Source organism: Pseudomonas yamanorum (genome assembly GCF_013386765.1).
GTDB classification, from domain to species: domain Bacteria; phylum Pseudomonadota; class Gammaproteobacteria; order Pseudomonadales; family Pseudomonadaceae; genus Aquipseudomonas; species Aquipseudomonas yamanorum_A.
The window spans coordinates 321,560-346,473 of record NZ_JACARE010000017.1 but is presented as its reverse complement, the minus strand read 5'-3'; the positions used below and the strand labels follow the sequence as shown (position 1 = coordinate 346,473).

The window sequence follows — 24,914 nt, the reverse complement described above, 5'->3', positions numbered from 1 at the left end:
GTTACTTACACCGCCGCGACGGGACGCATGTAAGAGATCGGTGCGGTGCTGGCATCTTCGAAGGTCACGACTTCCCAGGCATCTGTCTGTGCAATCAGCTTGCGCAGCAGTTGGTTGTTCAGTGCGTGGCCCGACTTGAAGCCTTTGAACTCGCCTATCAGGCTATTGCCCAGCAGGTAGAGGTCACCGATTGCATCGAGGATCTTGTGCTTCACGAATTCGTCTTCATAGCGAAGGCCGTCTTCGTTCAGTACACCATCCGCGTCGACCACAATGGCGTTTTCAACGCTGCCGCCGAGTGCGAGGTTGTGCTTGCGCAGGTACTCGATGTCACTCATGAAACCAAAGGTACGGGCGCGGCTGACTTCTTTTACGAACGAAGTGCTGGAAAAATCCACGCTTGCACTTTGTGTGCGGTCACGGAATACCGGGTGATCGAAATCGATCTCAAAGCTCACTTTAAAGCCTTCGAACGGGACGAAGGTGGCGCGCTTGTCGCCGTCTTCTACTGTCACTTCCCGCAGAATGCGAATGAACTTCTTGGCTGCGTCCTGTTCTTCCAGGCCGGCAGATTGAATCAAGAATACGAAGGGTCCGGCGCTGCCATCCATGATTGGGACTTCGGACGCGGAGAGCTCGACGTAGGCGTTATCGATGCCCAGACCGGCCATGGCCGAGAGCAAGTGCTCCACCGTGTCCACTTTGACGTCACCGTTGACCAACGTGGTCGACATCGTGGTTTCGCCAACATTTTCCGCGCGAGCAGGAATCTGCACCACAGGGTCCAGGTCGGCACGAACAAACACGATGCCGGTGTCGACAGGTGCGGGCTTGAGGGTCAGGTATACCTTCTCCCCGGAGTGCAGACCTACACCTGTGGCACGGATAATATTCTTCAGGGTGCGTTGTTTAATCATGGCTTGGACCGCTTCAGCGCAAATTGCGAACTGGTATCAACAAAGGCTGGCGATAATAGCAGACCAGACCTTTGCTGAACACCAATCACCTTCATAGCCCTGATACATTCCATTAATCGGCCTGACGACGCAGGAAAGCCGGGATGTCCAGGTAGTCCAGGTCATCTTGCGGATTCGGGCTACGGGACGCAGCAGCACCGGCCTGAGCCTGGTTGCGCATCACGGTCGGACGATCCAGGTCACGATAGTTCACAGACGGCAGTTCCTGGCGCGCAGGCGCTGGAGCGGCAGCTTGCTGGCTGGCGTGGCTGGTATGGACGGTATTGTCGATGACCTTCACAGGCTTCTCGATTTTTGCACCCAGGCCGGTCGCAACAACGGTCACGTGCAGTTCGTCGCGCATGTCCGGATCGATAACAGTACCGACCTTGACCATGGCGTGCTCGGAAGCGAAGGCTTCGATGATGCTACCCACGTCGGAGTACTCACCCAGGGACAGGTCAGGACCGGCGGTGATGTTCACCAGGATGCCGCGTGCGCCTTGCAGGTTCACGTCTTCGAGCAACGGGTTGCGGATGGCCGCTTCAGTGGCTTCACGTGCACGGTTCGGACCGCTGGCGCAGCCAGTGCCCATCATCGCCATGCCCATTTCGCTCATCACGGTACGTACGTCGGCAAAGTCGACGTTGATCATGCCCGGACGCTTGATGATGTCGGAGATACCGCGAACGGCACCGGCCAGTACATCGTCAGCCTTGGCGAAAGCCGACAAGAGGCTTGCGTCCTTGCCGAGGATGGTCAGCAGCTTCTCGTTGGGAATGGTGATCAACGAGTCGACGCTTTCGGACAGCAGACGGATGCCTTCATCGGCGATCTGCATGCGTTTGCGACCTTCGAACGGGAACGGACGGGTCACGACGGCAACCGTCAGGATCCCCATTTCCTTGGCCACTTCGGCAATGATCGGCGCAGCACCGGTACCGGTACCACCGCCCATGCCTGTGGTGATGAACACCATGTTGGTGCCTTGCAGCACTTCAGCAATGCGCTCGCGGTCTTCCAGGGCGGCTTGACGGCCGACTTCCGGATTCGCGCCGGCACCCAGGCCCTTGGTCACGGCTGTGCCCAATTGCAGGATGGTGCGTGCACCGATGCTTTTGAGGGCCTGGGCGTCAGTGTTGGCGCAGATGAATTCAACGCCTTCAATGTTGCTTTTGACCATGTGGTTGACAGCGTTGCCGCCGCCACCGCCGACGCCGATCACTTTGATGACCGGGCTTGCGGGGATGTTGTCTACGAGTTCGAACATTTTCCCTCTCCTTTCATTTCTCTAGTTTTTTCGCCTACTGCTTGAAACGGTGTTGCGGTAAATCTTTAGAAATTGCCTTTCACCCAAGCCTGCAACCGCTCGAACAACGGCGCTTTCGCTTCGTCGTCGCTTCTGTAGCTGTCACGGTTGCTCGGGCCCGACAGGGAAATGCCGTCGGTCTGCTTTTGCAGCCCGTACAACAGCAAGCCCACACCGGTGGAATAAATCGGGTTGCGCACCACGTCGCCAAGGCCTTTCACACCATGGGGCACGCCCAGGCGGACCGGCATGTGGAAGATTTCCTCGGCCAGTTCGACCGCGCCTTCCATCTTCGAGGTGCCACCGGTCAGCACGATGCCGGCCGGGATCAAATCTTCGTAGCCGCTGCGGCGCAGTTCAGCCTGGATCAGGGTGAACAGTTCGTCGTAGCGCGGCTCGACCACCTCGGCCAATGCCTGGCGCGACAGTTCGCGCGGTGGACGGTCGCCCACGCTCGGCACCTTGATGGTTTCACCGGCACCGGCCAGCTTGGCCAGGGCGCAGGCGTAACGGATCTTGATTTCTTCGGCGTACTGGGTCGGTGTGCGCAACGCCATCGCGATGTCGTTGGTCACCTGGTCACCGGCAATCGGGATCACGGCGGTGTGACGGATCGCACCCTCGGTAAAGATCGCGATGTCGGTGGTGCCGCCGCCGATGTCCACCAGGCACACGCCCAGTTCTTTTTCGTCGTCGGTCAGTACCGAGTAGGCCGAAGCCAACTGCTCGAGAATGATGTCGTCGATTTCCAGGCCGCAGCGGCGCACGCATTTTTCAATGTTCTGTGCAGCATTGACGGCGCAGGTCACCACGTGAACCTTGGCTTCCAGACGTACGCCCGACATGCCCAAAGGCTCGCGAACGCCTTCCTGGTTATCGATCACGTAGTCCTGCGGCAAGGTGTGCAGCACGCGCTGGTCAGCCGGGATCGCCACGGCTTGCGCTGCGTCGAGTACCCGCTCCAGGTCAGCCGAGCTGACTTCACGGTCGCGAATCGCCACGATGCCGTGGGAATTCAGGCTGCGGATGTGGTTGCCGGCAACGCCGACGAATGCCGAGTGAATCCGGCAACCGGCCATCAGCTGCGCTTCTTCGATGGCGCGCTGGATCGATTGCACGGTGGATTCAATATTCACCACCACGCCCTTCTTCAGGCCCCGGGACGGATGCGTGCCGATTCCGACGATTTCCAGCGTGCCGTCGTCCGCGACCTCGCCTACCAGCGCCACCACCTTGGAGGTGCCGATATCCAGACCGACGATCATTTTGCCGCTTTGCACGTTTGCCATGGGTCCTGCCTCTTCTTAATTCTTCGCGACAGCAGGTTGCGCTGCCGTGGGCGCCGCAGGGGCCCGCCAGCCGACGGCAAGGCCGTTGGCGTAACGCAGGTCGATGCTCGCAATGTTCGTAATCTGTTCTTTCAAGGTCTTTTCATAGATGGCGATAAAACGGCGCATCTTCTCTACCAGGTTGCCGCGTCCCAGCAACAACTCGATACCCGGGCCGGAACTGCCTGCACCCGTGGTCAAAAACCAGCTGCCCCGCTCACGCAATTCCAGTCGCGCAATCGAGAAACCCAACGGCCGCAGCATCTGGCTCAACGCCTGGTACTGCTGCATCACTTGCTGCTGCGCCCGCTGCGGCCCGAACAGCTGCGGCAGGTGCTCGTAATTCGCCACTTCGCGCGGCGCAAACGCCTGGCCCTGGTTGTTCAATAACTGCCCATCTCCCCAACGGGCCACGGGCAGTTGTTCTTCCAGGCGGATCGTCACTTGATCCGGCCACACGCGACGTACTTCGGCGTGGGCAATCCATGGCATCTGTTCCAGTTCGGAACGCATGCCGGCCAGGTCGATGGTGAAGAAGCTCGACGCCACAAACGGGGCGATTCGCTGCTGCACGGCCTGCTGGCTGATGTAGCTCAAGTCGCCCTGCACGCTGATCTTGGTGATCGGCCGGTCGGCATACGGCAACAGACGCTGGGCGCCTTCGTACGTACCAAAACCCAACGCCACCAGAATCACCGGCCAGAACAGCGCCTTGAGAAAACCAAAGTTGGCTTTCGGCATGCGCGCCGACATCGGCTCTTTAGCCACCATTCGGCTGGCACCACGCGGCACCGGCTTGCGGCCGGGAGCGGGTTGCTGATGACGAAGCGATGCGCCGTTCATGGTTTAGCCTCGTGGCTCAATGCTTGCGGCCAGGATCGCCAGCACCAACTGCTGGAAGTCCAGACCGGCGGCACGAGCGGCCATGGGTACCAGGCTGTGGTCGGTCATGCCCGGTGCGGTGTTGACTTCAAGGAACCAGAAATTCCCTTGGTCATCCTGCATCACGTCTGCCCGTGCCCAACCGGCAATACCCAGCGCCTCACAGGCTTTCGCCGTGAGGTCCATCAATTCCTGTTCCTTGGCTGCGTCGAGGCCGCACGGGATCCGGTACTGGGTATCGGAAGCCACGTACTTGGCGTCGTAGTCGTAAAAGGTGTGGGGCGTGCCCAATGCGATAGGCGGCAATACCTGGCCACGCAGAGTAGCGATGGTGAACTCGGGACCTTGAATCCACTGTTCCACCAACACTTGCGAATCGTAGGTACTGGCCGCTTTCCATGCGTCAATCAATTCGGCGGCTGAGTTCACTTTAGCCATGCCGATACTGGAGCCTTCATGGGCTGGTTTGACGATCAAAGGCAGGCCCAGTTCCTTGGCTGCAGAAATACAATCGTCTTCGCTGCACAGCACGCTGTGACGCGGGGTCGGAATACCCAGGCTGTGCCACACCTGTTTGGTGCGCAACTTGTCCATGGCCAGCGCCGAAGCCAGGATGCCGCTGCCGGTGTACGGAATGCCCAGGCACTCCAGCAGGCCCTGCATGCTGCCGTCTTCACCGCCACGGCCGTGAAGGATGATGAACGCGCGATCGATTTTCTCGGCCTGCAGGCGCGACAGGAAGTCATCGCCTACATCGATGCCGAACGCATTCACACCGGCGCTCTGCAGCGCTTCCAGTACGGCATTGCCGGACTTCAGCGACACTTCACGCTCGGCGCTCTTGCCACCGAACAGCACCGCAACGCGGCCGAAGTCGGCAGGTTGAATCGTCGAGAACAGGGAGCCGTAGTCAGTGGTCATTTAGACTTCCCCTGCGTAGCGGCAAAGAGCGGGCTTGCCAGCAATTTAGGCGCGAGACCACCGATATCACCGGCACCCTGGCACAGCAGGATGTCGCCGGCACGCAGCAGCGGCTTGACGATCGGCGCCAGGTCCACACCACGCTCGATGTAGATCGGGTCCAGTTGGCCGCGCTGGCGGATGCTGTTGCACAGCTTGCGGCTGTCGGCGCCGGGGATCGGTTCTTCACCGGCCGGGTAGACTTCCATCAGCAGCAACACGTTGGCGTCCGCCAGTACATTGACGAAATCGTCGTACAGATCGCGGGTACGGCTGTAGCGGTGCGGCTGATACACCATCACCAGGCGACGCTCCGGCCAGCCACCGCGTACGGCCTTGATCACCGCCGCGACCTCGGTCGGATGGTGGCCGTAGTCGTCCACCAGCATCACGTTGCCGCCGTCCACCGGCAGTTCGCCGTAGACCTGGAAGCGACGCCCCACACCGGCAAAACCCGACAGGCCTTCAACGATGGCTTCATCGCTGACGCCTTCGTCGGAGGCGATGCAGATGGTCGCCAGGGAGTTGAGTACGTTGTGGTTGCCCGGCATGTTCACCGAGACATCCAGCGGCTCGCGGTCAGGGCGCAGCACGGTGAAGAAGGTCTGCATGCCCTGCTGGCGCACATTGATTGCGCGCACGTCGCAGTCTTCGCTGAAGCCGTAGGTCACGGTCGGACGTTTGACCAGCGGCAGGATCTCACGCACCACCGGATCGTCCAGGCACACCACGGCCAAACCGTAGAACGGCAGGTTGTGCAGGAATTCGACGAAGGTTTTCTTCAGTTTGTTGAAGTCACCGTCGTAGGTCGCCATGTGGTCGGCGTCGATGTTGGTCACCACGGCCACCAGTGGCTGCAGGTGCAGGAAGCTGGCGTCGCTCTCATCGGCTTCGGCGATCAGGTAACGGCTGGTACCCAGCTGTGCATTGGTGCCGGCTGCATTCAGGCGGCCACCGATGACGAACGTCGGGTCCAGGCCACCGGCGGCGAACACCGAGGCGATCAGGCTGGTGGTGGTGGTCTTGCCGTGGGTACCGGCGACGGCGATGCCGTGGCGGTAGCGCATCAGCTCGGCGAGCATTTCGGCACGCGGCACCACGGGAATGCGGCGCTCAAGGGCAGTGGCCACTTCCGGGTTGGAGGTGTTCACGGCACTGGAAACCACCAACACGTCGGCTTCGGCAGCGTTCTCGGCACGGTGGCCGATAAAGATTTTCGCGCCAAACGATTCCAGGCGCTCGGTGACCGGCGACATTTTCAGGTCGGAGCCAGACACCTGGTAACCCAGGTTCAACAACACTTCGGCGATCCCGCACATGCCCACGCCGCCGATGCCGACGAAGTGGATGCGACGGATGCGGCGCATTTCCGGTTGTGGCATGGCTTTCTGATTCTCAACCATGGGCCACCTCCAGGCAGATATCGACCACGGTGCGGGTTGCATCAGGTTTGGCAAGGCGGCTTGCGGTGCTCGCCATGCTGTTCAGTCGTTCCGGTTGCATCAAAACCTCGGTCAGGCGTGCGGCCAAATCGGCGGCGCCAGTCGTTCTTTGCGGCAGCAGGAAGGCAGCGCCCTCCCCGGCCAAATATTCGGCGTTGCGGGTCTGGTGATCGTCGATCGCATGGGGCAAAGGCACCAGCAAGGACGGCAGACCGGCGGCAGCCAGTTCACTGACGGTCAACGCGCCTGCGCGACAGACCACCAGGTCGGCCCAGCCATAGGCTTGGGCCATGTCTTTGATGAAGGGCTGCACATTCGCCTCCACGCCCGCATCGCGGTAGCGCGTGGCGGTCACTTCATCGTGGTTCTTGCCGGCCTGATGGAAGATCTCGGGGCGCAGCTCCACAGGGAGTTGCGACACCGCTTCAGGCAGCAATTTGTTCAAGGGTTCGGCCCCCAGGCTTCCGCCCAGGATCAACAGGTGCGCCTTGCGACCAGCCAATGGCTGGCGGGCGATGTCCATGAACAGTTCTGTACGCACCGGGTTGCCGGTGGTGCGCAGCTTGTCTGCGGCACCAAAGGTTTTCGGGAACGCCTCGCACACCCGGGCAGCCAGCGGCACCAGCAGGCGGTTGGCGGTGCCGGCCACGGCATTCTGCTCGTGGACGATCACCGGCACGCCAGCGAGCCTGGCCGCAACGCCACCAGGACCGGTGACGTAGCCACCAAAGCCCAGCACGCACACCGGCTTCACTTCGCGGATGACCTTGCGCGCTTGCCACACCGCCTTGAGCAACACGAACGGCGCCTTGAGCAGGGACAACTTGCCCTTGCCACGCAGGCCGGTGACGTTGATCAAATGCAGGGGCAAGCCGGCATTCGGTACCAGATCGTTTTCGATGCCACGGGGCGTGCCGAGCCAATGCACGGTGTAGCCACGATTCTGGAATTCGCGGGCACAGGCCAGCGCCGGGAACACATGGCCACCGGTGCCGCCCGCCATGATCAGCACGTTAGCGCCCATGGGTCGGCTCCTCGGCGAAGTCGCTTTCGCTGAACTCCATCTCTTCGCTGCCCAGGTGGGTTCGACTCTCCCACTCGATGCGCAGCAACAACCCGAGACAGGCGCAGCAAATCACCAACGAACTGCCGCCGTAACTGAGGAACGGCAAAGTCAGGCCCTTGGTCGGCAGCAGGCCGACGTTCACCCCGATGTTGATCAGGAACTGGCCGATCCACAGGAACGACAAGCCGTACGCCACGTACGCGGCGAAATATTGCTTGGCCTTTTCGGCCCACAAGCCGATGTACATGCCGCGTACACACACGAACACGAACAGCGCGACGGTGCACAGAGAACCGACCACGCCCAGTTCTTCGGCGAGTACCGAGAACACGAAGTCGGTGTGGGCTTCCGGCAGGTAGAACTGCTTCTGCACACTGTTGCCCAGGCCCACACCCAGCCACTCGCCGCGACCGAAGGCGATCAACGCCTGGGTCAGCTGGTAGCCGGAACCGAACTGATCGGACCACGGGTCGGTAAAGGTAATCAGACGCGCCATCCGATAGGGTTGCGCCTGCACCAGAATCGTCACGGCGGCCACTGCCAGCACCACCATCAAGGTGAAGCGAAACAGGCCCACGCCACCAAGGAACAGCATCGCCGCCGCAGCCCCCATCATCACGACGGTGGCGCCGAAGTCCGGTTCCATCAACAACAGACCGGCCATGGGCAGCAGCACGATGAACGGCTTGAAGAAGCCCATCCAGCTTTCGCGCACTTCTTTCTGGCGCCGCACCAGGTAACCGGCGAGGTAGATCACCACGAACACCTTGGCGATTTCCGACGGCTGCACGTTGAACGCACCGAAGCCGATCCAGCGCATCGAACCGTTCACCTCACGCCCGATGCCGGGCAGGATCACCATGATCAACAGGCCGAACGCGCCCACCAGCATCAGCCAGCCCAGGCGCTGCCAGGTGGCGATCGGGATCATCATGGTGACGATGCACGCACCGAGGCCGATCACCAGGTACACCAGGTGACGGATCATCATGTAAAGGGTGTTGCCCGACTGCACCGCGGCCACTTCCGAGGAAGCCGAGGTGATCATCACCAGGCCCAGGCCCAGCAGCGCGAGGCAACCGGCGAGCATCGGGAAATCCAGGTCGATACCGCGCCCGGTAATGATCGGCGACGGGTACGGCTTGATGATGTTCCGCAAATTGATACTCATGCCAAGGCCTCCACGGCGCGGGCGAACAGCTGGCCGCGCTCTTCGTAGTTCTTGAACATGTCGAAACTGGCGCAGGCAGGCGACAGCAGCACCACATCACCCGGTTGGGCCAGGGCCCGGCATTGAGCGATGGCATCGTCCAGGGACTGCGCACGCACCTGCGGTACGGCGTCGCCCAGGGCATCGGCGATCAAGCCGGAATCACGGCCCATCAACACCACGGCGCGGCAGTTGGCAGCGACTGGGCCTTTAAGGTCCTTGAAGTCGGCACCCTTGCCATCGCCACCGGCGATCAGCACGACCTTGCCTTTGATATCGGCACCCAACCCCTCGATGGCAGCGAGCGCCGCACCGACGTTGGTGGCCTTGGAATCGTTGTAGTAGCCGACGCCATCCAGGTCGCGAACCCACTGACAGCGATGCTCAAGCCCGGCAAAGGTGCGCAGGGCCGACAGCATGGCGTCGAACGGCAAGCCGACCGCATGGCCAAGCGCCAATGCAGCCAGGGCGTTGGCCTGGTTATGGGCGCCACGGATTTTCAGCTCGCGCACCGGCATCAGGTTCTGGAATTCGAAGGCCAGGTATTTCTCGCCGTTCTCTTCCCGAAGACCGAAGGCCTTGAAATCAGGTTTGTTCAGGCCGAAGGTCCAGCACGGCAAACCTTCGCCGATCAATGGACGGCTCAGGGCATCCTGACGGTTGACCACCACTTGCCGCGCACCACGGAAGATCCGGTGCTTGGCCAGGTGATACGCCGGCAGGCCGCTGTAGCGGTCCATGTGGTCTTCGCTGACGTTCAGCACGGTGGCCACTTCAGCGTTGAGCTGGTCAGTGGTTTCCAGCTGGAAGCTCGACAGTTCCATCACGTACAGCTCGACGTCGTCGCTGAGCAGGTCCAGCGCCGGCGTACCGAGGTTGCCGCCCACTGCCACGCGCTTGCCGGCCGCAGTCGCCATCTCGCCCACCAGGGTGGTGACGGTGCTTTTTGCGTTGGAACCGCTGATAGCCACGATCGGCGCCTTCGCGTTACGCGCGAACAGCTCGATATCGCCGGACAACTTCACGCCACGGGCCGCCGCCGCTTGCAGGGCCGGGGTCGCGAGCGCCAGGCCGGGGCTCACGTAGAGCTCGTCGGCACGGCACAGAAACTCGACATCCAGCTCGCCACAACGCACTTCCACGTGCGGGTAGTCACGGCGCAGCGTGACCAGCTCCGGTGGATTTTCCCGCGTATCAGCCACGGCAAACGACGTGCCCCGGTTCGCCAGGAAGCGAACCAGGGACATGCCGCTCTTGCCGAGGCCGACAACGATGCGGAAGTGGTCTGAAGCGATCAGGGACACTCGTTTCTACCTCAGTTTCAGGGTGGCAAGGCCGAACAGAACCAGAATCACGGTGATAATCCAGAAACGGACAATCACCCGCGGCTCAGGCCAGCCCTTGAGTTCAAAGTGGTGGTGAATCGGCGCCATGCGAAACACGCGGCGCCCGGTCAATTTGAAGGAGGCAACCTGGATCACCACCGACAGGGTTTCCATCACGAACACACCGCCCATGATGAACAGGACGATTTCCTGACGGACGATCACCGCGATGGTGCCCAGGGCCGCGCCCAGCGCCAGTGCGCCGACGTCTCCCATGAAGACTTGTGCCGGATAGGTGTTGAACCACAGGAAACCCAGGCCGGCACCGATCAGCGCGCCGCAGAACACAATCAGTTCGCCCGCGCCCGGTACATAAGGGATCAGCAGGTATTCAGCGAATTTCACGTTACCCGACAGGTAGCAGAAGATGCCGAGCGCGCCGCCCACCATCACCGTCGGCATGATCGCCAGCCCGTCGAGGCCGTCGGTCAGGTTGACCGCGTTGCTGGAGCCGACGATCACGAAGTAGGTCAGCACCACGAAGCCGACGCCCAGTGGAATGCTGGCATCCTTGAGCATCGGGATGATCAGGGTGGTTTCCACCGCGCTTGGCGCAGTCATGAACAGGAAGATCGCCGCGCCCAGGCCGAACACCGACTGCCAGAAATACTTCCAGCGGCTCGGCAGCCCCTTGGAGTTCTTCTCGATCACCTTGCGGTAGTCATCCACCCAGCCAATGGCACCGAACAGCAGGGTCACCAGCAGCACGGTCCACACGTAGCGGTTATGCAGGTCAGCCCACAACAGCGTACTGATGCCGATGGACGACAGGATCAACGCGCCGCCCATGGTCGGGGTGCCGGATTTGGACAGGTGCGACTGCGGGCCGTCGTTGCGCACGGACTGGCCGATCTGCAGGTTTTGCAGGGTACGGATCATCCATGGCCCGAGGAACAGCGACAACGACAGCGCGGTCAGCACACCCAGAATCCCGCGCAGGGTCAGGTACTGAAAGACCGCGAAGCCTTTGTGGAACTGTTGCAGATACTCAGCCAGCAGCAGCAGCATTAATGTTTCTCCGTACTTGAGCCACACAAGGCCACGACGACGTTTTCCATCACCGCGCTGCGCGATCCCTTGATCAAAATAGTGGTGTGTTTGTCTTGTTCAGCCGCACCCAATGCCTGGATCAGCTCGGCTTGGCTGGCGAAATGCCTGGCGCCCGGCCCGAAGCTGTCTACGGCGTGGAGCATGTTCGGTCCAACGGCGTACAGGGCGTCGACCTTGCCGAGCGCATACGCGCCGACTTCGCGATGAGACTGTTCAGCCCACTCGCCCAGTTCGGCGATGTCTCCCAGCACCAGCACCTTGCGACCGTCAAAGGCGGTCAGCAGGTCGATGGCGGCACAGATCGAGGACTGGTTGGCGTTGTAGGTGTCATCAATCACGCGCATGCCGTTGCTGGCCAGTTGCGCGACGGTGCGGCCCTTGACCGGTTGCACCGCGCCGAGGCCGGTGGCGATGCCAAACAACGACAAGCCCAGCACATGGGCAGCAGCAGCGGCGGCCAGGGCGTTCGCCACGTTATGGTTGCCCAGCAGGTTCAGCTGTACGTGCTCGTCACCTTGCGGGGTGTGCAGGGTGAAGGCCGGGCAGCCACGAGCGTCGGCTTTGATATTCGAGGCATGGAAATCGGCAGCGGCGTTATGCACCGCGAAGCTCAACACCTTGCGACCGGCGGCACGTACACGCCAGGTTTCGAAGGCTTTATCGTCGAGGTTCAGCACCGCAGTGCCGGATGCGTCGAGGCCTTCAAGGATTTCGCCCTTGGCTTCGACGATCTTTTCAGGGCCGCCGAACTCGCCAACGTGGGCGGTACCGGCGTTGCTGATCACCGCGACGTGAGGTTTGGTCATGGCCACGGTGTAAGCGATTTCGCCGATGCGCGAAGCACCCAGCTCGATCACCGCCGCCGTGTGTTCCGGGGCCAGTTCCAGCAGGGTCAGCGGAGCGCCGAAATCATTGTTCAGGTTGCCACGGGTCGCCAGGACCGGGCCGCGAGTGCGCAGGATCCCAGCCAGCAATTCCTTGACCGTGGTTTTGCCGCTGGAACCGGTGATCGCCGCAACCGGCTTGGTGAAAGCGGCGCGGTTCAGGGCACCCAGTTGGCCGAGGGCCAGGCGGGTGTCGGCCACCAGCAATTGCGGCAGCGTCGAGTCAGCGACTTCGCGCTGCACCAAGGCACCGGCAGCGCCCTTGGCGGCGACGTCATTCAGATAGTCATGACCATCAAACGTAGGGCCGGCCAAGGCGACAAACAGTTGCCCGGGCTTGATTGTCCGGCTGTCGATACTCACGCCGTCAAAGCTGCAATCAGCCGACAACACACGGGCCGACAATGCCTGGGTCAGTTCGCTGAATTTCAGAGCCTTAAGCATGGGCCACCTCCCATGCGGTCAAGGCGTGATCGGCCTCGACCAGATCGGAGAAAGCGTGACGCTCGCCGTTGATTTCCTGGTAGTCCTCGTGACCTTTGCCGGCCAGTACCACCACGTCGTCAGCGCTGGCGCTGGCGATCAATTGGGCGATGGCTGCACCGCGACCGGCAACGAAAGTGGCCTTGGTCGCCTCTTTGAAGCCGACACGAATATCATCGAAAATCTGGCTTGGGTCTTCGCTGCGCGGGTTGTCGTCAGTGACGAGCACACCATCGGCCAGGCGCTCGACGATTTCAGCCATCAGCGGGCGCTTGCCGCGATCGCGGTCACCGCCACAGCCGAACAGGCACAGCAACTTGCCCTTGGCATGGGGACGCAGGGCCAGCAGGATTTTTTCAAGGGCGTCCGGCGTGTGGGCGTAATCGACCACCACCAGCGGCTGAGTACCGCCACCAAGGCGCTGCATGCGACCGGCCGGGCCTTCCAGCTTCGGCAGCACCCGCAGGATCTCGTCCAGGGCGTAATCCAGGCCGAGCAAGGCGCCGATGGCGGCCAAGACGTTGCTCAGGTTGAAACGTCCGAGCAAGGTGCTGCGCAAATGGTGCTCGCCCTGGGGCGTGACCAAGGTGGCGCGCACGCCTTCGTCATCAAAGGTGGCTTCACGGCAATACAGGTAGGCGCTGGCGTCTTCCAGGCTGTAGCTGATCAGGCGACCGTCACCTTTGGCGGCGGCCAGTTGGCGACCGAATTCGTCGTCCAGGTTGACGACGCGGCACTTCAGGTCATTCCAGGCAAACAGCCGGGCCTTGGTGGCGGCGTACGCCTCCATGGTGCCGTGGTAATCCAGGTGATCGCGGGACAGGTTGGTCATCACCGCCACGTCGAACGCCAGGGCAGTGACGCGGCCCTGGTCCAGACCGTGGGACGAGACTTCCATGGCAACTGCCTTGGCACCGGCCTTTTTCAGGTCGGCCAGGGTCGCTTGCACGGCAATCGGGTTGGGCGTGGTGTGCAGGCCGCTTTGCAGCGCGCCATAGAAACCAGTGCCCAGGGTGCCGACGATGCCGCAATGCTGGCCCAGCAGGTCAAGCGCCTGGGCGACCAGTTGGGTCACGCTGGTCTTGCCGTTGGTACCGGTCACGCCCACCAGGTTCAGGGTGCGGCTCGGGTCGCCATAAAAGCGCCCGGCGATGTCCGACAACTGCGCCGCCAGGCCCTTGACCGGAATCAAAGGCACGTCGGTGATAGGCAACACGGTGGCGCCTTCCACTTCATAAGCCACTGCCGCAGCGCCGCGCTTTAATGCATCGGCGATATGGTCACGGCCATCGAACTTGCCGCCCGGCACTGCCAGGAACAGGTCACCGGCACGCACGTTACGGCTGTCCAGGGTCAACTCGCGAATCAGCAGGTCGCGGCCAGCGTGGGCAAAAATCTTGTTCAGGCTAAGAGACATCAGCCGCGCCCTCCATTGGCTTTTGCAGCAGCGGCCGGCGGTCCGGCATTCGCTTGTTGGGTCGCTGGCAGGTTGTCCGGGGTGATGTTCATCAGGCGCAGCGTCCCGGACATCACTTTGCTGAACACCGGCGCCGATACCAGGCCACCGAAGTAGCCGGCTTTGCTCGGCTCATCGATCACCACGACGATGGCGTAACGCGGATCGCTCATCGGGCCGAAGCCTGCGAACAGCGAGCGATAGGAGTTTTCGGCGTAGCCCTTGGTACCCACGGCGGTTTTACGCGCAGTACCGGACTTGCCTGCCACGTGATACGCCGGCACCTGGGCACGGAATACGCCGCGCGGGGCTTCGATCACTTGTTGCAGCATGCCTTGCATGGTCTTGGCGACGTTTTCCGGGATCACCTGGGTCGCAGGCGGTGCCGCGTCCAGGTGGATCAGGCTCAGCGGCACCATGCGACCGTTGTTGGCCAGTACCGAGAAGGCGTGGGCCAGCTGGATCGCGGTGACCGACAGGCCATAACCGTAGGAAAGCGTGGCCGTCTCGGCCTTTTTCCAGTCGCGGTAGTTCGGCAGGTTGCCCACACGCTCGCCCGGGAAGTCGAGGCCGGTGGGTTGCCCCAGGCCGACTTTCTGTGCGAGGTGGTAGATGGCTTCGCCGCCGATATCGAAGGCGACCTTACTCATGCCCACGTTACTGGAGTTGATCAGGATACCTGTCAAATCCAGCACCGGACCTTCGGTGCGCGACACGTCACGAATGGTGTATTTGCCCAACTGCAGGGTACCCGGGTAAACCTCGACCTTGTCGGCCGGCTTCCAGCGCCCGGTTTCCAGGGCGGCACTCATGGAGATGGCTTTCATGGTCGAACCCGGCTCGAACACGTCGATCATGGCGCGGTTGCGCATCATCGCCGGTTGCAGGTTGCGACGGTTGTTGGGGTTGTAGGTCGGCTGGTTGACCATGGCGAGAATCTCGCCGGTCTTCACGTCCATGATCACCAGGCTGCCGGCTTTCGCGCCGTTCTCGATGATGGCGTTACGCAGCTCACGGTTGGCCAGGTATTGCAGGCGCAGGTCAATCGACAACGCCAAGGGCTTACCGGCCTTGGCGTTTTTGGTGACCTGGACATCCTTGATCAGTCTGCCGCGCCGATCCTTGATGACCTGTCGTTTGCCGGGAACCCCGGCCAGCCATTCGTCGTAGGCAAGCTCGACGCCTTCGCGACCGTGATCATCAATGTCGGTGAAGCCCACCATATGGGCAGTGGTTTCGCCGGCCGGGTAGAAACGCCGAAATTCCTCGATGCCATAGACACCGGGGACTTTAAGGTCGAGCACTTGCTGGCCTTGTTCGGGGGTGAGCCCGCGAACCAGGTAGATGAATTCTTTATTGGCCTGAGCTTCAAGGCGTTCGCTCAGGGCTTTCGGGTCCTGGCCCAGGGCGGCAGCCAGTTGCGGCCACTTGTCCTTGGCGGTCTGCATTTCCTTGGCGTTGGCCCACAGGGTGGTCACCGGGGTACTGACGGCCAGGGGCTCGCCGTTACGGTCGGTGATCAGGCCGCGGTGCGCAGGGATCGGGATATGACGCAGGCTGCGGGCATCGCCCTGGCCGATCAGGAAGTCACGGTCTACCACTTGCAGGTCGACAATCCGCCAGGCAATCGCACCCACCATCACTGCCAGCAACCCCATCACTACACGGAAACGCCATGGGTAGAGTGCGCCCTCAAGTTTCATCATGGCGCCACCATGCGAACTTCTGCAGCGCCCGGGATGTGCATCTTCAGTTGTTCAGTGGCCAGCACTTCGATGCGGCTGTGGGCGGTCCAGGTGCTTTGCTCGAGGATCAAACGCCCCCACTCCGCCTGCGCCTTGTCGCGCACACTCAACTCCCCGTACAGGGTATTGAGCAGTTGGCGGTTGTAGTGGGCGCTGTAGGACACCGCAATTGCGGACACCAGCACGCCAATAAACAACAGCAACATAAAGAAGCTGCCGCCCGGAAGGGGCTTGGCGAAAAGCTTGCTCACCGCAACTTCTCCGCAACGCGCATGACAGCGCTACGGGCACGTGGGTTGGCCTTGAGTTCGGCTTCGGAAGCGAACTGCGCTTTGCCATGGATTTTGATTTTCGGCACAAAGGCTTCGTAACGTACCGGCAGGTTGCGCGGCAAGTTGTCGGATTCGCCCTTGACCAGACGACGCATGAACAATTTGACGATGCGGTCTTCCAGGGAGTGGAAGCTGATCACCACCAGGCGACCACCCACTTCCAGCGCATCCAGAGCGGCTTCGAGGCCGGCTTCCAGGTCGCCCAATTCGTTGTTGACGTGAATACGCAGGCCCTGGAACGCGCGGGTCGCCGGGTTCTTGCCCTTTTCCCACGCAGGGTTGGCGACTTTCAGCACTTCGGCCAGGTCGGCGGTGCGTTCGAACGGCTGGATTTCCCGGCGCTCGACCACGGCACGCGCCATGCGGCCGGCGAAGCGCTCTTCGCCGTATTCCTTGAACACACGGGTGATTTCTTCGTGGGGTGCGGTGGCGATGAACTGCGCGGCGCTGATGCCACGGCTTGGGTCCATGCGCATATCCAGCGGGCCATCGTTCATGAAACTGAAGCCGCGCTCAGGGTCGTCCAGCTGGGGCGAAGACACGCCCAGATCCAGCAGAACCCCAGCCACCTTGCCTGCCATGCCCCGCTCGGCGACTTCTGCGCCGAGCTCGGCAAAGCTGCGCTGCACAACGACAAAGCGGCCGTCTTCGGCCGCTAGCGCTTGCCCGGTGGCAATCGCTTGAGGGTCTTTGTCGAACCCGAGGAGCTTTCCGTCCGAGCCAAGCTGGCTGAGGATCAGCCGACTGTGCCCGCCTCTGCCAAAGGTGCCATCCAGATAGCAGCCATCCGCGCGTACGGCGAGAGCCTCAACGGCTTCGTCAAGCAGTACGGTGATGTGGTTAAAGCCGCTATCAATAGTCACAGGATCAAATCACGCAGTTCATCAGGCATGGCGCCCGGTTGTTGAATAGCAGCCAGGTCAGCTGCAGAAACAGCATCCCAGGCATCTTCGTCCCACAATTGGAACTTGTTCAGTTGGCCTACCAGCATTGCGCGCTTGTCCAGCTTGGCGTAGTCGCGCAGACGCGGTGGAACCAGGAAACGACCACTGCCATCGAGTTCGAGGTCGACGGCATTACCAATCAGCAAACGTTGCAGGCGGCGGTTCTCTTCACGCAGGGAAGGCAGCGCACGCAACTTGGTTTCAATCAGCTCCCACTCATCGAGCGGGTAAACACATAAACAAGGGTCAACGGCATCGATGGTGATGATTAACTGTCCGGAACTTCGCGAAATCAGCTCGTCACGATACCGGCTCGGCATGGCGAGACGGCCTTTTGCATCGAGACTGATAGCGTTAGCTCCGCGAAACACAGATGCGTTTCTCCAAATTTTAGCGTTTTACGTTCAAAAAACCCACTTTGTGCCACTTTCCGCCACTTGCGCACACTATAGGAATGCGCCCACCACACCGTCAAGGCGCGGATTCAAGGAAAAGCCTTACAGAACGGAGATTTAGGAGAGTAAAGGGAGGAGAAACGAGAGTTCGACGGCGATTTTGACTCAACAACGCCAAATAGCTCAAAGAGCTAGGGCTTAAAGTTAAAGTAATTTATTAAGAGTAAGATTTTTTCGGTATTACGAAGACGCATCTGCTAATGATTCAGCAGGGAGGGATTCTCGCGTTACTACCAGGTTCCTGCCCGAGATTCGGACAGAAGGAAAAAAGGTGGAGAGTCGATCTGTAAGCCGGGTTCTGTCTTGAACAGTCATTCGTCTACGATGGCCATCACTGGACATCTTTAGCAACCTACCCGGTCCCAGCGCGGGCCACGCCTTGGGACCCTATTTGGTCTTGCTCCAAGTGGGGTTTACCTAGCCACGAACTGTTGCCAGTCGTGCGGTGCGCTCTTACCGCACCTTTTCACCCTTACCGGTACCGAAGTACTTAGGCGGTTATTTTCTGTGGCACTTTCCGTAGGCTCACGCCTCCCAGGCATTACCTGGCACTTCGCCCTATGGAGCCCGGACTTTCCTCCCCCCTCTAATTTTCATAGAAGGCAGCGACTGTCCAATCGACTCTCCGCCGCGCAGGTTAACGGCACGGCGGCCTTAGAACAAGTATTAAAAGACACTAATGCCATCATGTTCAGACGGAGTGCAGGCTGAAAGCCGGAACTATTCGCTCTTTTGTTTATCCAGCGCGACTTGATACAACACGTTCTTGCGCACACCGGTAATTTCCGCAGCCAGGGCCGCCGCACGCTTCAATGGCATCTCCTTGAGCAGCAGATCCAGAATGCGCATCGCCTCACTGCCCACGGCGTCTTCACTTTCCGGCGCCGACCAGCCCGCCACCAGCACCACGCATTCGCCACGTTGCTGATTGCTGTCGCCTTCGACGAACGCACGCAGCTCTTCCAGCGGCAGGCCCTTGAGGGTCTCGAAGGTCTTGGTTATTTCCCGCGCCAGCAGCGCCAGGCGATCGCCACCGAACACCAGCTCCATGTCTTGCAGGCACTCAAGGATGCGGTGCGGGGCTTCGTAGAAAATCAGCGTGCGCGGCTCTTCCTTTACCAGTTCCAGGCGCGCCCGGCGCCCGACTGCCTTGGCCGGCAGGAAGCCTTCAAAGATAAAACGGTCCGATGGCAAGCCAGCCGCCGACAATGCCGCAATCAGCGCGCACGCTCCCGGAACAGGCACTACATTGATACCAGCAGCCCGCGCCTGGCGAACCAGGTGATAACCGGGATCGGAAATCAGCGGTGTACCCGCATCCGAGATCAAGGCCACATCATCGCCCGCCAACAGGCGGGTGATGAAACGGCTGCCTTCTTCACGCTCGTTATGCTCATGGCACGCGGCCAGAGGTGTTGGAATGCCAAAATGCTGCATCAACCGCTGGGAATGCCGAGTGTCTTCGGCAGCGATCAATTTTACGTCGCGCAACACTTTCAGCGCCCGCGCACTGATGTCGTCCAGGTTGCCAATGGGCGTCGCCACGACAAAAAGCGAGCCTGCAGTGGAATTCAAAGGACCTGGAGCAGTCAAAGCGCACACCTCGATGATTGGCAAAAGCCACATTGTAGCGCGTAGACGCCTTGAAAATATGCCCTCCGGGCGGGCTCCATTTCAGCCATCTGTAGGCTGTTGCAACATTTACACGACCTAAATAGACGGTTTCACGCCAGTAACATCGCGCCCCGGCCAGTGCTTGGGTACAATTCCACGCTAATTTGATCGGTATCAGGAACACTTACATGATCGCTTGCCTGCGGCTGTTCTCTGCCCTCTGCCTCGCTGCCCTGTTGGCGGCTTGCGCCAGCTCGCCCTCGTCCAGCCTTGGCGACCTCCCCCGGACCCCGGATGCCAGCATCGAGCAACTGCTCGAACAGGCGGCTTCGGCCAAGACCCCGGAAAAAGCCGCGCTGTTGCGCTTGAGCGCGGCAGACCTGGCGTACCACCAAAACAACCCGGCACGCTCGGCGCAGATTCTTGCCCAAGTGCCGCTGGACGTCCTGAAACCGGCGGCGCAGGTATTTGCCAGCACCTTGTCGGCTGAACTGGCAATGGCTCGCAACCAGCCCAAGGCTGCATTGACGGCGTTGAACCACCCGAGCCTGCAAAGCCTTAAGGAACTGCCGCCTGAGCAGCAGATCCGTACCGGTACCGTGCATGCCCGCGCCTATGAGGCCGACGGCCAGACCCTGGCCGCCGCCCGCGAGCGTGTCGCCATGGCACCGCTGCTCTCCGGTGATGCCTATAACAGCAACCACGAAGCTATCTGGGCATTGATTGCCGCCCTGCCTGCCGAGCAGTTGCAAGCCACCGGCAACCCGACGCTGGACGGCTGGATCAGCCTGGCCCAGGCGGTCAAGAGTGCTGGCACCCTGGAGCAACAACAGGCGGCCATCGATACCTGGCGCGCCCAGAACCCTGGCCACCCGGCGGCCTCGCAACTGCCGCAGCCGCTGACCAAGCTCAAGCAACTGGCCAGCCAGCCGCTGAACAAGATCGCCCTGCTGCTGCCGCAGGAAGGCCCGCTGGCCGGCGTTGCCAAAGCGCTGCGTGAAGGCTTCATGGCCGCGCACTACCAGGCTGAACAAGCCGGGCAGAAGCCGCCGGTGATCGAGTTCTATGACAGCTCGCGCCTGACCTCCATCGACGACTTCTACGCCAAGGCCCAGGCCGCCGGCGTGCAACTGGTGGTCGGCCCGCTGGAAAAACCGCTGGTCAAGCAACTCAGCGCCCGCCCGCAATTGCCTATCACCACCCTGGCCCTGAACTACAGCGAAGCCGACCAGAACCCGGCGCAACTGTTCCAGTTCGGCCTGGCCGCTGAAGACGAGGCCCGCGAGGTATCCCGTCGCGCCCGCGCCGACGGCCTGCACCGCGCCGCGGCCATGGTGCCGAGAGGCGAATGGGGCGAGCGCGTCTACAAAGCCTTCCGTCAGGATTGGGAAGCCAATGGCGGCACCGTGGTAGGCGTTGAATACGTCGACCAGCCGGTAGCCCTGGCCCAGCAGATTGCCGACCTGTTCCAGCTGCGCAAAAGCGAAGGCCGCGCCAAGAGCCTGCAAAGCACGGTAGGTACGGATGTTTCCGCACAGCCGTCGCGCCGCCAGGACATCGAGTTCATCTTCCTGGCCGTGACCCCGCAACTGGCCCAGCAGATCAAGCCGACCCTGAACTTCCAATACGCCGGTGATGTGCCGGTGTATGCGACGTCCCACGTATTCAGCGCCAGCGGCGACAAGAACCAGTACCTGGACATGACCAACGTCATGTTCTGCGAAACTCCTTGGCTGCTGAATACCACCGACCCGCTGCGCAACCAGGTCGCTGCCCAATGGCCACAAGCCAACGGCAGCCTGGGCCGCCTGTACGCGATGGGCGTTGATGCCTACCGCCTGGCGCCACGCCTGGGGCAACTCAAGGCGCTGCCGGACACTCGCGTTGACGGTCTTTCCGGCAGCCTCGGCATCGGTGCCAGCCAGCGCGTTGATCGCCAGATGCCATGGGCGAAGTTCGTGGGCGGTGATATCCAGCGCCTGCCTGACACCCCGCGCTGATGCCCGAGCGGTCAAGCGCACAAAGCGGCAGGGACGCCGAACTTCAAGCTCTCGAATACCTGCAACAACAGGGTCTGCGCCTCCTGGCGCAGAACTGGTTGTGCAAGCGCGGCGAGCTTGATCTGGTCATGCTTGACGGCGATACAGTAGTATTTGTCGAAGTCCGCTACAGAAAACACGCACAATGGGGTGGCGCACTCGCCAGTATCGACGGGCGCAAGCGCCAGAAGCTGATACTCGCCGCGCAGTTTTTCCTGCTCAAGGAGCGTCGCTGGGCCGATCACCCCTGCCGTTTCGATGTGGTTGCCATAGAAAGCACTCCCCGGGGAACAGCCGATCTGAACTGGCTGCAAGATGCCTTTGACAGCTGATTCGCCGGACATCTACACCGCACACTTTTGCTCTTTGCTTTGCGGGCTGCACATTCCTGTGCCAAACAGCCGCGCTACTTAAGGTCACACAGATGGACATGCAATCCCGAATTCGCCAGCTTTTCCAGGCCAGCATCGATACCAAGCAACAGGCGATGGACGTACTTGCACCGCACATCGAGCAAGCCAGTCAGGTCATGGTCAACGCCTTGCTCAACGAAGGCAAAATGCTTTCGTGCGGCAACGGCGGTTCGGCCGGCGATGCCCAGCATTTCTCCTCCGAGCTGCTCAACCGCTTCGAGCGTGAGCGCCCGAGCCTGCCGGCCATCGCCCTGACCACCGACACCTCGACGATCACCTCGATCGCCAACGACTACAGCTACAACGAAATCTTCTCCAAACAGATTCGCGCCCTTGGCCAGCCGGGCGACGTACTGCTGGCGATCTCCACCAGCGGTAACTCGGCGAACATTATTCAAGCGATCCAGGCCGCACATGATCGTGAAATGATTGTCGTAGCATTGACCGGACGCGACGGCGGCGGCATGGCCTCGCTGCTGTTGCCCGAAGACGTGGAAATTCGCGTCCCGGCCAATGTCACCGCACGTATTCAGGAAGTCCACCTGCTGGCGATCCACTGCCTGTGCGATCTGATCGACAGCCAACTGTTCGGGAGTGAAGAATGACCGTTAAACGCCTTAGCCTATTGGCAATCACGCTGTGCCTAGGCATCAGCGGCTGCAGCTCGGTAATCGAAGCGAGCCGCGACACGCCTATCCAGGACGATAAAGGCACCCGCACTTTCGGCAGCAAAATCGACGACTCGCTGATCGAAACCAAGGTTTCCGTCAACGTTTCCAAGGCCGCTCCGGACTTGGGCAACGGCGCTTCGCGCATCGTGGTCGTAAGCTTCAACGGTGTGGTACTGCTCACCGGTCAAACCCCGCGCGCCGACCTGAAGGCCCAGGCTGAACAAGCCGCCGCCACCGTTCAACGGGTCAAGAAGGTCCACAACGAACTGCAGGTGATGGACCCGATCACACTGCTGGCAATCAGCAACGATGCCCTGCTGACCACCAAGATCAAGACGCAGATGCTGACCGACAATGCGATTCCGGGCTCACGGATCAAGATCGTCACCGATAACGGCATCGTCTACATGATGGGCCTGCTGACCCAGGCAGAAGCCACCCGCGCCGCCAACCTGGTACAAGGCGTGTCGGGCGTACAGAAGATCGTGAAGCTGTTCGAATACATCGACTGATGTAAGCAAACAGCCACAAAAAAGGGCGCCGTGCATTGACTGCACGGCGCCCTTTTTATTGGCTGGCGATTACTGGTACTGCTGGTACGGGTTGCCCTGGAACTGGTTGTTCTGCTGCGGCGCCTGTTGCTGCTGGGCGCCTGGCTGACCGTATTGCTGACCAGGGATCGGGCCAAGGTTGACCTCTACACGACGGTTCTGGGCACGGCCATTGACGTCGGCGTTGCTGGCGATCGGGTTATCCGGGCCGGCACCGCGAGCACTCAGGTTGGTCGGGCTCACACCTTGGGACGTCAGGTAATTGGCCACGCTTTGCGCACGACGCTGGGACAGGTCCATGTTGAGCTGACGGGTACCGGTGCTGTCGGTATAGCCAACGATCTGGATGGTGTTCTGGTTGAACTGCTTGAGGGAGTTCGCCAGGTTGTTCAGCGGCGTGTAGAAGCTGCTGGAGATCGCGTCCGAGTTGGTGGCGAAGGTGATGTTACCCGGCATGATCAGCTTGATCTGATCACCCTGGCGCTGCACCTCAACCCCGGTATTGGCCATGCTTTCGCGCAGTTTCTTTTCCTGCTGGTCAGCGTAGTAGCCATAACCTGCGCCGCCCAGGCCCGCAACGGCAGCGCCGATCAGCGCACCCTTGCCGCGGTTGTTGTGGTCGATGGCAGCCCCCGCCAAAGCACCGGCCAGGGCACCCAGGCCACCGTACTTGGCGGTGTTGCTCACACCCGAAGAGCCACCACCCTGTGCCTGGCTGCCGTCATAAGGATTAGGTGAAGCGCAGCCCGACAACAGGGCTACGGCAGTAGCGACAACAAGCAGACGACGAGAAGTGAACATGAAGGAAGCTCCTACTTTTGCATTCTGTGATGCAGAGGACATTGGCAATGGACCTGTGCCGAGCTTGGAACACGACAAACGGTAAAAATTCCATGCCCGGCCAACGCTGTGCACAGTGAAACCCTAGCAGAGACTTCCTGAACGGTAATTGTCATTTTCTCTATAAGGTTCGTCTGATAGTCGCCACTTGGTATCCGAAAAAATACCCGGTTTTTGCTTCACGCCCTTACAAACGGATTCTCACGCATTTCATCTCCCAGGCGCGTGTCCGGACCGTGCCCGGCCACCACTACCGCCGCCTCATCCAGGGTGTAGAGCCGTTGCTTGATCGAGCGCACGATGGTCGCCTGGTCACCGCCCCACAAATCCGTACGCCCCACGCCACGCCGAAACAGGGTGTCGCCGGCAATCAGCAGCTTGGCATCGGCGAACCAGAAACTCATCGAGCCGGGAGTGTGTCCAGGTGTGTGCAACGCCACGCCACAGCCACAGGCCAGTTCTTCTTCATCCTCCAACCAGCGATCCGGCGACGGCACGGGTGTGTACGGCACACGAAACATCTGGCACTGCATTTCCAGGTTGTCCCACAGAAACTGGTCTTCCTTGTGCAAGTGCAACGTGGCGCCGGTCTTTTCCTTCAACTGCCCGGAGGCCAGGAAATGATCGAGATGGGCATGGGTGTGAATGATGCTGACCACTTTCAGGCCCAGCGCCTCGAGCCGCGCCAGGATCAACTCATGGTTGCCACCCGGGTCGACGACGATGGCTTTTTTGGTGACCGGGTCACCGATAATCGTGCAATTGCACTGCAACGGGCCGACCGGGAAGGTTTCGCGGATCAGCGCGGGGGACTGAATATTCATGGGCATTCCTGCAAATTCAAAGGCACACTCTTTTGTACTGCATCCTGGCGCACAGTATGTTCGACGATGCGCCCG

The 24,914-nt window shown here is 61.0% G+C and carries 23 protein-coding genes and 1 other RNA gene; 4 read left to right on the top strand and 20 right to left on the bottom strand.

Annotated elements, in window-relative coordinates; all coding sequences use genetic code 11:
* Positions 1 to 5: 5 nt before the first annotated feature.
* From lpxC to rsmI, 18 genes are all read right to left on the bottom strand, one after another.
* Complete coding sequence (gene lpxC / locus HX875_RS13095) at positions 6 to 917, bottom strand: UDP-3-O-acyl-N-acetylglucosamine deacetylase (RefSeq protein ID WP_003216227.1); 912 nt, start codon at positions 915 to 917, stop codon at positions 6 to 8.
* Positions 918 to 1,029: 112 nt separating this feature from the next.
* The gene (gene ftsZ, locus HX875_RS13090) at positions 1,030 to 2,226 is read right to left on the bottom strand and encodes a cell division protein FtsZ (RefSeq protein WP_010170471.1); all 1,197 of its coding nucleotides are present in this window, start codon (positions 2,224 to 2,226) and stop codon (positions 1,030 to 1,032) included.
* Positions 2,227 to 2,291: 65 nt separating this feature from the next.
* The gene (gene ftsA / locus HX875_RS13085; RefSeq protein WP_003216224.1) at positions 2,292 to 3,554 is read right to left on the bottom strand and encodes a cell division protein FtsA; all 1,263 of its coding nucleotides are present in this window, start codon (positions 3,552 to 3,554) and stop codon (positions 2,292 to 2,294) included.
* 15 nt (positions 3,555 to 3,569) lie between these two features.
* Complete coding sequence (locus tag HX875_RS13080; protein ID WP_029615882.1) at positions 3,570 to 4,436, bottom strand: cell division protein FtsQ/DivIB; 867 nt, start codon at positions 4,434 to 4,436, stop codon at positions 3,570 to 3,572.
* Positions 4,437 to 4,439: 3 nt separating this feature from the next.
* The gene (locus tag HX875_RS13075) at positions 4,440 to 5,396 is read right to left on the bottom strand and encodes a D-alanine--D-alanine ligase (RefSeq protein ID WP_003216220.1); all 957 of its coding nucleotides are present in this window, start codon (positions 5,394 to 5,396) and stop codon (positions 4,440 to 4,442) included.
* Positions 5,393 to 6,838, bottom strand: coding sequence for a UDP-N-acetylmuramate--L-alanine ligase (murC, locus tag HX875_RS13070; RefSeq protein ID WP_177043480.1), 1,446 nt, complete (start codon positions 6,836 to 6,838; stop codon positions 5,393 to 5,395). Before murC ends, HX875_RS13075 begins: the two co-directional genes overlap by 4 nt.
* Complete coding sequence (murG, locus tag HX875_RS13065) at positions 6,831 to 7,901, bottom strand: undecaprenyldiphospho-muramoylpentapeptide beta-N-acetylglucosaminyltransferase (protein WP_003216217.1); 1,071 nt, start codon at positions 7,899 to 7,901, stop codon at positions 6,831 to 6,833. The genes murC and murG overlap by 8 nt, the downstream gene beginning before the upstream one ends.
* Complete coding sequence (gene ftsW, locus HX875_RS13060; RefSeq protein ID WP_371131954.1) at positions 7,891 to 9,114, bottom strand: putative lipid II flippase FtsW; 1,224 nt, start codon at positions 9,112 to 9,114, stop codon at positions 7,891 to 7,893. Before ftsW ends, murG begins: the two co-directional genes overlap by 11 nt.
* Entirely contained in the window at positions 9,111 to 10,457 is a 1,347-nt protein-coding gene (gene murD / locus HX875_RS13055) for a UDP-N-acetylmuramoyl-L-alanine--D-glutamate ligase (protein ID WP_177043479.1), read from the bottom strand. The genes ftsW and murD overlap by 4 nt, the downstream gene beginning before the upstream one ends.
* A gap of 6 nt (positions 10,458 to 10,463) precedes the next feature.
* Positions 10,464 to 11,546 (bottom strand): phospho-N-acetylmuramoyl-pentapeptide-transferase, encoded by a 1,083-nt coding sequence (mraY, locus tag HX875_RS13050; RefSeq protein WP_008434230.1) that lies wholly within the window; start codon positions 11,544 to 11,546, stop codon positions 10,464 to 10,466.
* Complete coding sequence (locus HX875_RS13045; RefSeq protein ID WP_177043478.1) at positions 11,546 to 12,916, bottom strand: UDP-N-acetylmuramoyl-tripeptide--D-alanyl-D-alanine ligase; 1,371 nt, start codon at positions 12,914 to 12,916, stop codon at positions 11,546 to 11,548. Before HX875_RS13045 ends, mraY begins: the two co-directional genes overlap by 1 nt.
* Complete coding sequence (locus tag HX875_RS13040; protein WP_177043477.1) at positions 12,909 to 14,372, bottom strand: UDP-N-acetylmuramoyl-L-alanyl-D-glutamate--2,6-diaminopimelate ligase; 1,464 nt, start codon at positions 14,370 to 14,372, stop codon at positions 12,909 to 12,911. Before HX875_RS13040 ends, HX875_RS13045 begins: the two co-directional genes overlap by 8 nt.
* On the bottom strand, positions 14,372 to 16,114 hold the full coding sequence (locus tag HX875_RS13035; protein ID WP_177043520.1) for a peptidoglycan D,D-transpeptidase FtsI family protein: 1,743 nt from the start codon (positions 16,112 to 16,114) through the stop codon (positions 14,372 to 14,374). Before HX875_RS13035 ends, HX875_RS13040 begins: the two co-directional genes overlap by 1 nt.
* Positions 16,114 to 16,407 (bottom strand): cell division protein FtsL, encoded by a 294-nt coding sequence (gene ftsL, locus HX875_RS13030; protein WP_016974244.1) that lies wholly within the window; start codon positions 16,405 to 16,407, stop codon positions 16,114 to 16,116. Before ftsL ends, HX875_RS13035 begins: the two co-directional genes overlap by 1 nt.
* The gene (gene rsmH / locus HX875_RS13025; RefSeq protein ID WP_010170491.1) at positions 16,404 to 17,351 is read right to left on the bottom strand and encodes a 16S rRNA (cytosine(1402)-N(4))-methyltransferase RsmH; all 948 of its coding nucleotides are present in this window, start codon (positions 17,349 to 17,351) and stop codon (positions 16,404 to 16,406) included. Before rsmH ends, ftsL begins: the two co-directional genes overlap by 4 nt.
* On the bottom strand, positions 17,348 to 17,803 hold the full coding sequence (gene mraZ, locus HX875_RS13020; RefSeq protein ID WP_122427928.1) for a division/cell wall cluster transcriptional repressor MraZ: 456 nt from the start codon (positions 17,801 to 17,803) through the stop codon (positions 17,348 to 17,350). Before mraZ ends, rsmH begins: the two co-directional genes overlap by 4 nt.
* 355 nt (positions 17,804 to 18,158) lie before the next feature.
* An RNA gene (rnpB, locus tag HX875_RS13015) (RNase P RNA component class A) lies at positions 18,159 to 18,512 on the bottom strand.
* A gap of 95 nt (positions 18,513 to 18,607) precedes the next feature.
* The gene (gene rsmI / locus HX875_RS13010) at positions 18,608 to 19,513 is read right to left on the bottom strand and encodes a 16S rRNA (cytidine(1402)-2'-O)-methyltransferase (RefSeq protein ID WP_177043476.1); all 906 of its coding nucleotides are present in this window, start codon (positions 19,511 to 19,513) and stop codon (positions 18,608 to 18,610) included.
* 176 nt (positions 19,514 to 19,689) lie between these two features.
* On the opposite strand from rsmI, the gene HX875_RS13005 reads away from it, so the two are divergent.
* The 4 genes from HX875_RS13005 to HX875_RS12990 all read left to right on the top strand — a co-directional run bounded on the left by HX875_RS13005 (position 19,690) and on the right by HX875_RS12990 (position 23,136).
* Positions 19,690 to 21,501: a penicillin-binding protein activator gene (locus tag HX875_RS13005; RefSeq protein ID WP_177043475.1), complete on the top strand. Its 1,812-nt coding sequence runs from the start codon at positions 19,690 to 19,692 to the stop codon at positions 21,499 to 21,501.
* Positions 21,501 to 21,872 (top strand): YraN family protein, encoded by a 372-nt coding sequence (locus HX875_RS13000; protein ID WP_177043474.1) that lies wholly within the window; start codon positions 21,501 to 21,503, stop codon positions 21,870 to 21,872. Before HX875_RS13005 ends, HX875_RS13000 begins: the two co-directional genes overlap by 1 nt.
* A 92-nt stretch (positions 21,873 to 21,964) precedes the next feature.
* Positions 21,965 to 22,558 carry a phosphoheptose isomerase gene (locus HX875_RS12995; protein ID WP_003216190.1) on the top strand — a complete coding sequence of 198 codons (594 nt, stop codon included), beginning with the start codon at positions 21,965 to 21,967 and terminating at the stop codon, positions 22,556 to 22,558.
* On the top strand, positions 22,555 to 23,136 hold the full coding sequence (locus HX875_RS12990) for a BON domain-containing protein (RefSeq protein WP_088423809.1): 582 nt from the start codon (positions 22,555 to 22,557) through the stop codon (positions 23,134 to 23,136). The genes HX875_RS12995 and HX875_RS12990 overlap by 4 nt, the downstream gene beginning before the upstream one ends.
* 69 nt (positions 23,137 to 23,205) lie before the next feature.
* Here the strand turns inward: HX875_RS12990 and HX875_RS12985 are convergent, their stop codons facing one another.
* Positions 23,206 to 23,976, bottom strand: coding sequence for an OmpA family protein (locus tag HX875_RS12985; protein WP_177043473.1), 771 nt, complete (start codon positions 23,974 to 23,976; stop codon positions 23,206 to 23,208).
* 218 nt (positions 23,977 to 24,194) lie between these two features.
* Entirely contained in the window at positions 24,195 to 24,839 is a 645-nt protein-coding gene (locus HX875_RS12980; protein ID WP_177043472.1) for an MBL fold metallo-hydrolase, read from the bottom strand.
* Positions 24,840 to 24,914: the final 75 nt, after the last annotated feature.